The sequence below is a fragment of the Caballeronia sp. LZ001 genome (genome assembly GCF_031450875.1).
In the GTDB taxonomy this organism is placed as follows: Bacteria; Pseudomonadota; Gammaproteobacteria; order Burkholderiales; family Burkholderiaceae; genus Caballeronia.
This window is the reverse complement of sequence record NZ_JARTVX010000004.1, coordinates 378,173-391,653: the sequence shown is the minus strand read 5'-3', so window position 1 is coordinate 391,653 and position 13,481 is coordinate 378,173. Positions and strand designations below refer to the sequence as shown.

Sequence of the window (13,481 nt, the reverse complement as noted above, 5' to 3'; positions counted from 1 at the left end):
AGGCCCCGGCGTTAAACACGCGCGGGGCCTTCGCTCGGTGCATCGGCTAAATCAGACCTGCAGGCACAGATACTTGATGACGACGTAATCGTCGATACCATAGTGCGAGCCTTCACGGCCCAGTCCCGATTGCTTGACGCCGCCGAACGGCGCGACTTCGTTCGAGATCAAGCCGGTGTTGATTCCGACCATGCCGTATTCGAGCGCTTCCGCCACGCGCCACACGCGTGCAATGTCGCGGCTGTAGAAGTATGCGGCGAGTCCGAATTCGGTGTCGTTGGCCAGGCGAATGGCTTCGTCGTCGGAAGAGAATTTGAAAATCGGCGCGAGCGGGCCGAACGTCTCTTCTTTTGCCACTTGCATGGCCGGCGTGACGCCGGTAAGCACGGTCGGCTGGAAAAAACCGTGGCCGAGCGCATGCCGCTTGCCGCCGGCCGTCAGCGTCGCGCCTTTGGCCAGCGCATCCTCGATATGCGCTTCCACCTTCTTCACCGCCGCCTCGTTGATGAGCGGGCCAAGCAACACGCCGTCATCCGTGCCGCGTCCAACCTTCAGGTCGCCTACAGCCGTCGCCAGTTTCGCGGCGAACTCGTCGTAGACGCGCTCGTGCACATAGAAGCGATTCGTGCACACGCACGTCTGACCGCTATTGCGATACTTCGATGCAATCGCGCCTTGCACTGCCGCGTCGATATCGGCGTCTTCGAACACGAGGAAGGGCGCATTGCCACCGAGTTCCAGCGTGACTTTCTTGACCGTGGGCGCGCTTTGCGCCATCAGGAGACGGCCTACCGCCGTCGAGCCTGTGAACGAGAGCTTGCGCACGGTCGGGTTGCCCGTCATTTCGCCGCCGATGGCTTTCGGGTCGCCGGTCAGCACGCTCAACACGCCCTTCGGCACGCCCGCGCGCTCCGCGAGCACGGCCAGCGCGAACGCGGAGAAGGGCGTGGCTTCGGCCGGCTTCACGACGATAGGACAGCCCGCCGCCAGCGCCGGACCGACCTTGCGCGTGATCATTGCTGCCGGGAAGTTCCACGGCGTGATCGCCGCGCACACGCCGATTGGTTCCTTCGTCACGACAATGCGCTTGTCCGCGGCGGGCGTGGCGAGCGTGTCGCCCGCCACGCGCTTGCCTTCTTCGGCGAACCATTCGATGAACGACGCCGCGTAGACGATCTCGCCCTTCGCTTCGGCGAGCGGTTTGCCTTGTTCGGTCGTGAGGATGAGCGCAAGGTCGTCGGCGTTGGCGATCATCAGGTCGTACCAGCGGCGCATGATGACCGCGCGTTCCTTCGCGGTTTTCTTGCGCCATTCGGGCCACGCGGCGTTGGCGGCCGCGATGGCGCGGCGTGTTTCGCTCGCGCCCATTTGCGGAACGGCGCCGAGCGATTCGCCGTTTGACGGATCGAGTACGTCGAAGGTGGCGCCGTCATCGGCTTGCTGCCATTCACCAGCGATATACGACGCGTGACGAAGCAGTGCCGGGTCCTTGAGTTCGTCTTTGAGGCTCATTTGCTTGCGATTCCTTCTTGAGATTTCTGCATTCAGCATACGACGAAGGGGCGAACCGTGCTCAAGCCGCGGCGGCGATGGTTTCGCTCAACACTTCTTCGAGGATGCCGAGGGCTTCGTCGAATACAGGCTCCTGGATCGTGAGGGGAAACAGGAAGCGCACGACGTTGCCATACACGCCGCACACGAGCAGTAACAAACCGCGTTCCAGCGCGCGCGCCTGCACGCGCCTGGCGAAATCGGCATCGGGTTCGTGCGTGCCGGGCTTGCAGAACTCGGCGGCGATCATGGCGCCCGGACCGCGCACATCGGCGATCTGCGGCACGTCCCGACGAATCGCTTCGAGCTTCGCTTTGAGCTTGTCGCCGAGCGTGTTGGCGCGTTCGCAGAGTTGCTCTTCGTCGATGATATCGAGCACCGCGTGCGCCGCCGCCACCGCGAGCGGATTGCCCGCGTAAGTGCCGCCGAGACCGCCTGGCGCCGCGCTGTCCATGATGTCCGCGCGGCCCACGACGCCCGATAGCGGCATGCCGCCCGCAAGACTCTTCGCGATCGTCATGAGATCGGGAACCACGTCGTAATGCTCCATCGCGAAGAGTTTGCCGGTGCGCGCGAATCCCGTCTGCACTTCGTCGGCGATCAGCAGAATGCCGTGCTCGTCGCAGATCCGGCGCAGGCCGCGCACGAAGTCCGCGGGCGCCGGATTGAAGCCGCCTTCGCCTTGCACGGGTTCGAAGATGATCGCCGCGACGCGCTTGGCTTCGATATCCGCCTTGAACAGATGCTCGATGGCGCGCAGCGAGTCCGCCACCGATACGCCGTGCAGCGCGTTGGGAAACGGCGCGTGATAGACGTCGGCGGGGAACGGCCCGAAACCGATCTTGTACGGCGCGACCTTGCCGGTGAGCGCCATGCCCATCATCGTGCGGCCGTGAAAGCCGCCCGTGAAGGCGATCACGCCGGGCCGCCCGGTTGCCGCGCGCGCGATTTTCACGGCGTTTTCGACGGCCTCCGCGCCGGTCGTGAAGAACGCGGTCTTCTTCGGCGCTTGACCGGGCGCACGGGCGCTAATTTTTTCCGCGAGGGAAACGTAAGATTCATAAGGCACGATCTGATAGGCCGTATGTGTGAAGCAGTCGAGTTGCGCGCGCATGGCCTCGACGATCTTAGGATGCCGATGCCCCGTGTTGCACACCGCGATGCCCGCCGCGAAGTCGATGAAGCGGCGGCCTTCGACGTCCCAGAGTTCCGCGTTCTCGGCGCGCGCCGCGTAGAAGTCGCACATTACGCCGACGCCGCGCGGCGTGGCGGCATTCTTGCGGGCCTGAAGGTCCGCGTTGGTGGCCCGAGTGACGTTGGCGGGCGAGGTTTGAGGAAGTTTGGACACGGCGAAGTTCTCCTTGGGGCGCGGCGCGCGGTTGCATCAGTCGGATTCAGAGCCGACTATAGTTAAATTTGGCTCTCCTGGTCAGAGCCATTCCGATGCATCCAATGGAGCCAATTCCACTTGGTTCGCCGCGATCCTAGCGATCGAAATTGGCAAAAAATCGCGCGGAACTGGCACGCGACGCGCGACTGGAGGATCATGTGCGCCGTTCGTGTTTCCGTTTTCCGTTTCGATTCAGCCAAGGTTCCTGCAAATGACCCGACTCTTCACCGAACTCGCCGATCTTTCCGACGATGCGCCCGCGTTGCGCGAGATCCGTCACTACATCCACCGCCATCCCGAACTCTCGTTCGAGGAGACGCGCACCTCGGCGCTCGTCGCGCAGAAGCTCGAAGAGTGGGGCTGGGAAGTGAGCCGGGGCATCGCCGGAACGGGTGTCGTCGGCACGCTGACGGCGGGCGATGGCACGAAGCGCATCGGCCTGCGCGCCGACATGGACGCGCTGCCGATTCACGAGCAGACCGGCAAGCCGTACGCGAGCGAGTCGCCGGGCAAGATGCACGCGTGCGGCCACGACGGCCATACGACCATGCTGCTCGGTGCGGCACGGCATCTAGCGCGCACGCGGCGTTTCAATGGCACGGTGCATCTGTATTTTCAGCCGGCGGAAGAGCACGGTTTGCCGAGCGGCGCGCAACGCATGATCGCGGAGGGGCTCTTCGAGCGCTTTCCTTGCGATGCCGTATTCGGCGTGCACAACCATCCGGGCGTCGCGCCCGGCACGTTCCTGTTTCGCAAGGGGCCGTTCATGGCGGCGTGCGATCAGGTGTCGATCGAGATCGAAGGCGTGGGCGGGCATGCGGCGCGTCCGCATTTGAGCGTCGATCCGGTGGTGGTGACGGCGAGCATCGTGATGGCTTTGCAGACTATCGTCGCGCGCAATGTCGATCCCGCGCAACCGGCCGTCGTCACGGTCGGCTCGATGCACGCTGGCACGGTCAACAACGTGATTCCGAATCGCGCGACGCTCGAACTGTCGGTGCGCTCGTTCAGCAAGCCGGTGCGTGAGTTGCTCAAGCGCCGTATCTGCGAACTCGTGGATGCGCAGGCGGCGAGCTACGGCGCAAAGGCGACGATCAAGTATCTGGAAGGCTATCCGGTGGTCGTCAATTCGGATGCCGAAACGGAATTCGCGGCGCAGGTGGCGCGCGAGTTGGTGGGTGCCGAGCACGTGGTCGACCACACGGATTTGCTGATGGGCAGCGAGGACTTCGCGTTCATGCTGCAGGCGCGGCCGGGGACGTTTTTGCGCATCGGCAACGGCGCGGGCGAGGACGGTTGCATGGTTCACAACCCGCACTACGATTTCAACGACAGGAATCTGCCGGTCGGGGCGGCTTATTGGGCGCGATTGGTGGAGCGGTTTTTGGAGCAATGAGCAGCCGACGATCCAGAACCGCACCACGATTTCGGTGACGAGAATCTGCTGGTCGGAACGGCTTATCGGGCGCGGTTCGTGGAGCAGTTTTAGAAGAGTAAGCGGCCGATAATTCAGCCTTGGAGCGATCGCCGTCACTATGCAAGCGACGGCGAGACTCGCTTCGGCCATTCAAGAAGCAGCGCGCGCGACCCACACCTTCACCACCCGCGCCGATCCACTCCTCAAGCCGGCAAATGAAAACTGCCGATTGCCTCCCGCAACCCATCCACCTGATCCTTCAACGAATGCGCCGCAGCCGCTGCTTCTTCCACTAGCGCCGCGTTCTGCTGCGTGACCTGATCCATCTCGACGACTGCGCGATTCACCTGCTCGATGCCCGCGCTCTGCTCGCGCGATGCATTGCTTATTTCATCGAGAATCTCGTTCACACGACGCACCGACGACACGATCTCGCCCATCGTCGAACCGGCGTTCGTCACGAGCGACGCGCCTTCCTGCACCGTATGCGTCGACGTCTCGATCAGCGCCTTGATCTCCTTGGCCGCCGTCGCCGAACGTTGCGCGAGGCTGCGCACTTCCGCCGCCACGACCGCAAAGCCGCGTCCTTGTTCGCCCGCGCGCGCCGCTTCGACCGCCGCGTTCAACGCCAGGATGTTGGTCTGGAACGCAATGCCATCGATCACGCCGATAATGTCGCCAATCTGTTGCGAGCTTGCCGTGATACGCGTCATCGTGTTGATGACTTCGTCCACCACGCCGCTGCCGCGCGTCGCGACATCGGCGGCTTGACCCGCAAGGCGCGCGGCCTGCGCGGCGCTCTCGGCGTTGTTCTTCACGTTGGCCGTCATCTGGTCCATGCTCGATGCGGTCTCGACCAGCGCGGCCGCTTGCTCCTCGGTGCGCTGCGACAGATCGGTGTTGCCCGCCGCGATTTCCGACGCGCCCACGTTGATGTTTTCCGTGCCGTTACGCACACGCGACACCGTCTCGACAAGGCCGAGCTGCATCACCGAAAGCGCGTGCAGGAGGCTCGATGTATCGCCGGCACGCACCGGCACGGCGGCCGTCAGATCGCCACGCGCAATGCGATGCGCCGCATCCACCGCGAGTTCCAGTTCGCCGCCCAGATTGCGCTTGATGCTGCGCAGAACGACGAGCATCGCGGCCGTCGCGATGGCGCCGAGCAGCATCGTGATGGCGAGCCAGCGCAGTGCGCTTGCATAGAATGCGCTCTGCACGTCGTCCATATACATGCCGGTGACGACATACCAGTCCCACTGGCCGAAACGCTGCGCATACGAGAGCTTCGCCACGGGCTTGTCGCTGCCTGGCTTCGACCACAGATAGCTGATGAAACCGCCGTCCGGCTGATCGCCCGCCTTGACGATATCGACGAACAAGTGATTGCCCGCCGGGTCGGTGTATCCCGAAAGATCCTGCCCGTTCATGGCGGGCTTGATCGGGTGCATGACCATTTTCGGCTTCGAATCGTTGATGGAAAGATAGCCATCCTTGCCGTAGCGGATCGCGCCGATGACATCCAGCGCGCGCTTCTTGGCTTCTTCTTCGGTGAGGGTCTTGTTGGCGGCGAGCGCCGCGAAGTGCGTGACGACGGCATGTGCCTCGCCGACCAGCGTCTTCAACTGTTCCTTACGATCCTCGATCATCGAAGTGCGGTTCTGCCATGCTCCGATAATGCCGATCGCAATCAAACCTATCCACAGCACGGCGATCATCGAGCCGAGCTTTTTGTTCAACGTCATTCCATTCATTTGTGCGCCCCGCAGTCTTTTTACGTTGTCCTAGACGGTGCGGCGACGCGCGCGCCGCCGCATGCCCCTCTTACGGCATACGGCGCGGCAAATGTAGGGTGGGGGTTTCCCCGGTGTCAGAAACGCCGGATCGGGTCCTTGTCCGGCGGGGCATCGGGATGCTGCGGCTCGTCCGGGCGATGCCCCGGCGACGGCGGCGTGAGCGGATCGGCTTCCGGATCGCGGTTCGGATCGGCGATAGGATCGGGAACGGGACTGGTTTGCAGATCGAATTTCATGGGAATTCCCGAATGGCGTCAGGCCGCGTCGTGTTCGACCGGCATGTGCAGTGTGAAGGGCGTGCCGGGGTGCGCGCGCCGCGTATCCGACAGTTCGGCGCGTGCCCGTTCAATGATGGCCTCGCTGTCCGTGCCGCGCGGATGCTCGTCGAGCACGATATGCGGCGTGCCGAGCGCACGTGCGGCGGCGGCGGGCGAAGGCGCGATGGCATCGTCGGAAAGGAGCAGGCGGGCGTCGGCGATCAGGCGCGGCAACGTGCGCGGCGCCACGGCGCCGGCCAGAAAAAGCGCGGCGGTTTGCATCGCGCCCAGGACGCCGGCCGTGCGCTCCGGATCGGGCGCGTCGCCGATGATCGCGATCTGCCAGCCGTCGGCGGTCAACTGATCGGCAACGTCGGCGTATTGCTGCGCGGACCACGCGGGCGTCGCCTTGTGGCTGCCTGGATGAATCAGCACCAGACGCTCGCGCTCGATGCCATGAAACGCCACGAGTTCGTCATATTGGGCGTCGGACAACGGCGAAGCGGCAGGCGAGTCCGCAATCAGCGAAGGCGCCAGGTCGTCGATCAGGGGAGAAAACGGGTTGGCTCGCATCTGCGCTCCTGCAAGGCCGTGGCCTCGATGGAAAAATCGTGAAGTCGGCCAAGCGCGAGCACGGGACATGCCCGGCCGCGCCTCACGCCGGGATTTACGTCGCGCGCACGCGCACCGGAACTGCCTTCGCCGCAGGCACCTTGCTGCGTTTCGCGTGGTGCGCAAGCGGAATCAGCGGATTGCATTCCGGGTAATAGCCCATCGCGCAGCCGGCCGGGATATCGAATGCATGGGCCCGCAATCCGTCGATACTGCGCGTCACGTCATCGCTGGATACCGTTGTCACGGTGATCGTCTGATCTTCCGCGATGTTCAGCCGCGCCATGTCGTCACGGTTCATCAACAGCACGTCTCGGGTATTGAAGACGCCGCGAAAGCGATCGTCAAGCCCGTACACGGTCGTATTGAACTGGCTGTCGCCGCGCGTGGTCATGAGCCGCAAGGTGCGCTCGCCTTCGAAAGACATGTCCGGATCTTCGCCCATGCCCTCCGGCGTGATGAAATTCGCCTTGCCGTTCTTCGTCTTCCACTCGCGTTTGGCCGCCGGAATCGGCCGATGAAACCCGCCCGGCTGCGACATGCGCGCGTTGAATTTCTTGAACTGATCGGGATAAGTCTTCTCGATCGCCTCGCGCACCAGCGAATAATCGGCCGTCCAGGCGTCCCAGTCGACCTTGCCGCGACGTCCTTGCAGCGTGGCCTTGGCCAGTCCCGCGACGATCGCGGGCTCCGACAGCAACGTCTTGCTCGCGGGTTCCGCGAAGCCTTTCGACGCATGGACGCACGCGGTGCTGTCCTCGACCGTGACGATCTGCGGGCCGCTCGCCTGCTGATCCACCTCGATACGCCCGATGCAAGGCAGCAGATATGCCGCACGCCCGTGCAGCAGATGGCTGCGGTTCAGGTGCGTGGCAATTTGCACCGTCAGCGGCACGTTTTGCCACGCCGGTTCCAGCACGTGATGATCGGGCGTCGCGCGCGCGAAATTGCCGCCGAGGCTGATGAATGCATCGAGTTCGCCGTCGCGCAGCGCCGCGCAGGCATCGACGGTGGACATGCCTTCGTCGCGCGGCGGCTCGAACGCGTACATTTCCGCGAGCTTGTCGAGCGGCACGAGCGCCGGCTTCTCCGTGATCCCGACCGTGCGCTGACCCTGCACGTTGGAATGGCCTCGAATCGGGCAGATACCCGCGCCCGGCTTGCCGATGTTCCCGCCTAGCAGCATCAGATTCGTCAGCATCTGCACGGCGAGCACGCCTTCGCGATGCTGCGTGATGCCCATGCCGTAGAGAATCATCACGGCTTTGGCCCGCGCATATTCGGTGGCGGCGGCTTCGAGCGCGGCGCGCGTCAGGCCCGATTGCGTTTCGATGTCGCTCCAGTCGGCGGCGCGCATCGCGTCGGCGAAGGTATCGAAACCGTGCGTGTGTTCGGCGATAAAGGCGGCGTCCAGCACGCGCGGCGTCTGGTTTTCTTGCGCCAGGTCGTCCGCTTCGATCAGCGCCTTGCACAAGCCCGTGACCGCGGCAATGTCGCCGCCAATCTTCAGTTGCAGATATTGCGTGCTGATGGCGGTCTGGATCGGCGACAGCATTTCCACCGGCGACTGCGGATTCGCGAAGCTCACGAGCCCGCGTTCCTTGATCGGGTTGAAGGTGATGATGCGCGCGCCGCGCTTTCTCGCTTCCTGCAAGGGATGCAGCATGCGCGGCGCATTCGTGCCGGTGTTGTGCCCGAAGAAGAAAAAGCAGTCGGTGTGCTCGAAGTCGTCGAGCGTCACGGTGCCGACCGGCGCGCCGATGGTCTCCGGCAGCGCCACCGACGTGCTCTCGTGGCACATGTTCGAACTGTCCGGCAGATTGTTCGTGCCGTAAAGCCGCGCGAACAACTGGAACATGTACGACGTTTCGAGCGATGCGCGCCCCGACGTGTAGAAGACGCTGCGCTTCGGCCTGGCGTCGCGCAGCATCGCGCCGATTTCGTCGAAAGCCTGTTGCCACGGAACCGGCACGTAACGGTCGGTGGCGGCGTCGTAACGCATCGGCTCGGTCAGGCGGCCTTGCGATTCGAGCTCGAAATCGGTCCACGCCGTCAATCCCGCGAGCGTGTGATGCGCAAAAAAATCCTGATCGATCCGCTTCTTCGTCAATTCCCACGCGGTTGCCCGCGCGCCGTTCTCGCAAAATTCGAAGAGATGCGGATCGGCCGGCTTCGCCCACGAACAGCTCACGCACGCAAAGCCGTCCGGCTTGTTCTGATGCAGAAGAATGCGCGCGCCGTTGAGCGCGACGTGTTCGTTGACGAGTGCCGAGGTAACTGCCTTGACCGATCCCCAGCCGCCCGCCGGGTGATCGTACTTTTCGATATGCGGCAGTTTGCTCATGCTTGGCCTCTCCCGTGAATGGTCCGTTCGCTTCACATTCAGCAAGAAACAGGCACAGCGGCGCGCTTTTAATGAAAAGAAAGCCGCCGCCCTGCATGGGCAAGGCGGCGGCTTTTCGGTTCACTTTTTGTCCTGGCGCGGGTGCCGGGACTTATCTTCCGGTCAGGTTTCCGGATTACCGTCGTCTGCCGGTAGCGTCTTCGGAATGAAGGCTTCGGCGCGGCGGCGAATGTCGTCCACCTCGCCGGTCACGAAAGTGCGGTTGTCGGCGGCGAGCGCTTGCTGATACTGCGCGCCTTCCGGCACGCGATGCAAAAGCGCGCGCAATTCGCCCTGCGTGGTTTGTTCGACCGGCTCGAAGCTGTAAAGCCCGAGCATGAGTTCGGCGCGCTCGTGCAGCAGAAAGAGGCACGAGGCAAAAACGCCGACCGCGATCACTTCCTGCACGCCAAAGCGGAATTCCTGCTGCACCGACGAAAACGGCAGCCACGCGACGACCAACAAGCCCAGAAGCGCCAGCACGATGGTCGCGTTCAGGAACATGCCGGCGCGGGCAATGACGCGCTCGCGCTCGGTTTGCAACTGCCCGGCAGATTTTGGCACGAGCGCGGTGATGGATTGTTGTTGGCGGAGTGCTTCGAGGGGAAGAGCGGCCATGGATGTGTCGTCGGAACGATTCGTGAGTGAGCGCCAACAGGCAAAGAGCGGCGCGACACGGGTATAACGCATGGCTTACAGGAAGGTTGACGGCGCTTTCGTCTTGTTGCGTCCTGTTTCTTCTCGTTGCAATTGGGGTTTGTGATACGCGGCTTGCACCGATGCTAGCGCGTCCGATCCTTCACCGGCGTGCGGATGGTCGCGGTGCCTTCGGCGATCTGCCGCGCGAACACGAGCGCCTCGACGATGGTGCCGAACACTTCGCCGCGAATCTTTTCATCGGTCAGCCGCAGCAAATACGACGGATGATAGGTCGGCACCACGATGCGCCCCTTGTGCTCGATGGTCTTGCCGAGATACTCGGACAGCGCCGTGCGATGCCCCGTCAGCGCCTTGAGCGCGGTGGCGCCAAGCGCCACGACCACTTTCGGCGCGATCCGCGTCAGTTCCTCCTCCAGCCAGAACCGGCAGGCCTCGCGTTCGCGCTGTCCGGGCGCAACGTGCTGCCGCTCATCGCCATGCGGGTCGAATTTGAAGTGCTTCACCGCGTTGGTCAGATAAAGCGTTTCGCGCGCGAGTTGCGCCTCGCCGATGGCCTCGTCCAGCAGCTTGCCCGCCGGACCGACGAACGGCTTGCCTTCGCGGTCTTCGTTATCGCCAGGCTGCTCGCCGACCAGCATGACGCGCGCGTTCGCCGGACCGATTCCGGGCACGGCCTGCGTCGCGTTGCGCCAGAGCGAACAGCGCTTGCACGCGTCGAGCGAGGGCGGCTCCTTCAGCGACGTGCCCTGAAGCGGCTCCAGATCCGTGTTGAGGGCCACTTCCATGTCCGCGGGAACGTTGCGCGGATGCCGGTCGCGCCGCGAATAAGGATCGGCGCGCGAGATCAGCGTGGGATCGGCGCGCTGGTTTTCCGGGCTCTTCCAGTAGCGCACCGGCATGTGCGATGCCACTTCGGCGGCATTTTCCACCGCCGACGTAAAGGTGCTTTCGTAATAAGCGAGCCACAGCGCTTCGATGGCGTCTCCGCTCACGGCCTCGCCGCTCATCGCGGTATCGCCGAAATCCATTGGTTTTTCTTCCGGGTCGCTCGTGCGATCCACCCGCAGCAGCGCGCCGTCCCAGAAGGCCGCGCCGTGCGGCGTCGCGATCATCCACGTGGCGCTGCCCATGCGTGTGGCGAAGTGCATGGCGGCGTGCTCCAACAGGTCATGCACGGGCTCGCACCAGCTGATGAATTCGGGCGGTCCGAGCGACGAATCGCGATGCCTGAAGCGCAGCACGCGACGCATCTCGTTTTCCTCGGCCTCCACGGCTTCGATCATGTGTTGCAGGCGCTGCCCGTCGGGATCGTCCGGCGATACGACCGCGCGATCGCCCTGGGTCCAGCGCCACAACACCTTGTAGAGAAACATCCAGCGGGCCGGCGTGCGATAGCAGGCGGCCGTTGCCAGCATCGCGAGGAATTCGCGGGCGATTTTCACGGGCTTGGGCGCGTCGGGGTTCTCGGGGCCGGGCGGCGGTCCGTCGATGCTGCCGAACACGGTTGCCGAGGAATCCGATTCCAGCCATACGACGTCTTCCGGCCGCGCGCCTTCCATGAGGAGCGTGCGCGCGGCGGAGCGCCAGGCGGCGAAGGACGGATCGAAGACGACGCTTTTCATCGCAGAAAGGAAGCCGGAAGGAACGAACAGTACTGTATATCCATACAGTGAATTCTATCGGCGCTTCGGTTTTTGGGGCAACTTTTTTGGGATGGTCGTGCCCTTAAGAGCGGTTGCGACCCTTGCCGCGTGCGCATGGGTACACCCATTGCTGTACCTCGAAACAATCGCGGCTTTGACTGCCGATGAACCACAAAATCAAAACGGAGTCGACATGCTTGCCATAGTCATCCCTGCTCATAACGAAGCCGCGCATATCGGCGCGTGCGTGACTGCCGCCCGGCGCGCGGCGGACCATCATCAATTGCTGGGAGAAGAAGTGCGCGTGATCGTCGTGCTCGACAGTTGCAGCGACGAGACGGGCGACATCGCCTCCGCACTCGGCGCGCACGTCACGAGTATCGATGCGCGCAACGTCGGCATCGCGCGGGCGCATGGCGCAGAGCGGGCGCTTGCGCTCGGCGCGCGCTGGCTCGCCTTCACCGACGCCGACACGACCGTCGCCGACGACTGGCTCTCGCGCCAGCTCGACTGCTGCGCGGATGCGGTGTGCGGCGTGATCGGCGTGCATGACTGGTCGCCGCATCTCGGCGCGGTGCAGGAGCATTTCGGCCGCACTTATACGGATGCGGACGGGCATCGCCATATCCACGGCGCGAATCTCGGCGTCTCGGCACGGGCTTATTTGCAGGCAGGCGGTTTTCCGCCGCTCGAATCCAGCGAGGATGTCGCGCTCGTCGAAGCGTTGATCGAAACGGGCGCGCACATCGAGTGGAGCGCGGCGCCGCGCGTGGTGACGAGCGCGCGTACCGATTTCAAGGCGAAGAAGGGCTTCGGCGCGACGCTGGTGGAAGTGAGCCGGCGTTATCTGAGCGCGAACGTCAATGCCAACGCGGACGTGGCAGGCCCGGCGGATGTGACGGCGATTGCCGCGTAGGCGTTATTGCGAGATCGACGGCGCGGGGCAAGCGCCGTCATTCGGATGCGGTGCATCGGAGAGCATGACGGCGATTGCCGCAGAAATATCGACGACGGCCGAGGCATGTCCATGCCCGCGCGCGTTGTGCATGATTCCACGCAACAAAGCGACTGCTTCAACCGTCCGATAAATCGCCAGGCAAGTCCACATCACGCAGCACGTTCCGGTCATTCACTTCGATGACCGTCGGCTTTTCCATGGCGAAGATGCCGCGCGCGCCTGCGTCGCCATCGAGCGTGGCGAGCGCCGCGCCGTACTCGATGCCAAACCCCACCGGATGTCCCCGCGTGCCGCGATAAAACGGCGCGACGAGCCGCGCGCCTGCGTCGAGCGGACGCGCGACGGCTTCGATGGTCGCGGGCTCGATCCACGGCATGTCGCCGAGCGCGACAAGCCAGCCTTCCGCGTCGGCGGTGGCGCGTACGGCCACGGCGAGCGTCGCGCCCATGCCGCGCTCGGCATCGATGCTGAAAATGACCTTGCAGCCGGCTTCGTTCAGCACTTCCGCCAACTTTTCCGCGCCCGGCCGAACCACCGCGATCACGCTCGAAGCAACCGAAAGCAGCCTGCGCGCCGACTGAAACACGACCGGCGTGCCGTTCGGCAAGGGCGCCAGCAGCTTGTTGTGAAGGCCGGAAGGATCGAAGCGGGTGCCGAGCCCTGCTGCCAGCAGGATGCCGGTCGCGCTTGACGAATAGGTCATCGGTGCGGCTCGCGTGGGGAAGAGGATCGATTGTGCAGCGCGTCGATAGTCGCCGCAAGCGTCAAAAAAATCCGCGCGGCGCAATGTGCATTCGTGCCATTGAGCGCCGCG

The 13,481-nt window shown here is 64.0% G+C and carries 11 protein-coding genes; 2 read left to right on the top strand and 9 right to left on the bottom strand.

Annotation, left to right across the window (positions count from 1 at the left end; genetic code table 11):
* Positions 1 to 51 precede the first annotated feature (51 nt).
* On the bottom strand, positions 52 to 1,512 hold the full coding sequence (locus P9292_RS12165; protein ID WP_309959160.1) for an NAD-dependent succinate-semialdehyde dehydrogenase: 1,461 nt from the start codon (positions 1,510 to 1,512) through the stop codon (positions 52 to 54).
* 61 nt (positions 1,513 to 1,573) lie between these two features.
* Entirely contained in the window at positions 1,574 to 2,899 is a 1,326-nt protein-coding gene (locus P9292_RS12160) for a 4-aminobutyrate--2-oxoglutarate transaminase (protein WP_309959157.1), read from the bottom strand.
* Between the two features lie 253 nt (positions 2,900 to 3,152).
* Here P9292_RS12160 and P9292_RS12155 point away from each other — a divergent pair, with 253 nt between their 5' ends.
* A complete protein-coding gene (locus P9292_RS12155) occupies positions 3,153 to 4,337 on the top strand; it encodes a M20 aminoacylase family protein (RefSeq protein ID WP_309959154.1) in 1,185 nt (394 codons plus the stop codon).
* 224 nt (positions 4,338 to 4,561) lie between these two features.
* On the opposite strand, the gene P9292_RS12150 is transcribed toward P9292_RS12155, so the two are convergent.
* The 6 genes from P9292_RS12150 to P9292_RS12125 all read right to left on the bottom strand — a co-directional run bounded on the left by P9292_RS12150 (position 4,562) and on the right by P9292_RS12125 (position 11,688).
* Positions 4,562 to 6,103: a methyl-accepting chemotaxis protein gene (locus tag P9292_RS12150; protein WP_250467404.1), complete on the bottom strand. Its 1,542-nt coding sequence runs from the start codon at positions 6,101 to 6,103 to the stop codon at positions 4,562 to 4,564.
* Positions 6,104 to 6,228: 125 nt separating this feature from the next.
* On the bottom strand, positions 6,229 to 6,390 hold the full coding sequence (locus P9292_RS12145) for a hypothetical protein (RefSeq protein ID WP_244829287.1): 162 nt from the start codon (positions 6,388 to 6,390) through the stop codon (positions 6,229 to 6,231).
* Between the two features lie 18 nt (positions 6,391 to 6,408).
* Entirely contained in the window at positions 6,409 to 6,984 is a 576-nt protein-coding gene (locus P9292_RS12140; RefSeq protein WP_244829288.1) for a glycosyltransferase family 9 protein, read from the bottom strand.
* A gap of 94 nt (positions 6,985 to 7,078) precedes the next feature.
* Complete coding sequence (locus tag P9292_RS12135; protein ID WP_309959149.1) at positions 7,079 to 9,367, bottom strand: FdhF/YdeP family oxidoreductase; 2,289 nt, start codon at positions 9,365 to 9,367, stop codon at positions 7,079 to 7,081.
* Between the two features lie 162 nt (positions 9,368 to 9,529).
* A complete protein-coding gene (locus P9292_RS12130; protein WP_309959146.1) occupies positions 9,530 to 10,024 on the bottom strand; it encodes a hypothetical protein in 495 nt (164 codons plus the stop codon).
* A 164-nt stretch (positions 10,025 to 10,188) separates the two neighbouring features.
* Positions 10,189 to 11,688: a UdgX family uracil-DNA binding protein gene (locus P9292_RS12125; RefSeq protein ID WP_250467401.1), complete on the bottom strand. Its 1,500-nt coding sequence runs from the start codon at positions 11,686 to 11,688 to the stop codon at positions 10,189 to 10,191.
* 214 nt (positions 11,689 to 11,902) lie between these two features.
* Between P9292_RS12125 and P9292_RS12120 the strand changes: the two genes are divergently transcribed.
* Positions 11,903 to 12,625, top strand: coding sequence for a glycosyltransferase (locus P9292_RS12120; RefSeq protein WP_309848596.1), 723 nt, complete (start codon positions 11,903 to 11,905; stop codon positions 12,623 to 12,625).
* Between the two features lie 157 nt (positions 12,626 to 12,782).
* Here P9292_RS12120 and P9292_RS12115 read toward each other — a convergent pair whose 3' ends face one another.
* Positions 12,783 to 13,370, bottom strand: coding sequence for an NTP transferase domain-containing protein (locus P9292_RS12115; RefSeq protein ID WP_244829295.1), 588 nt, complete (start codon positions 13,368 to 13,370; stop codon positions 12,783 to 12,785).
* Between the last annotated feature and the right edge of the window lie 111 nt (positions 13,371 to 13,481).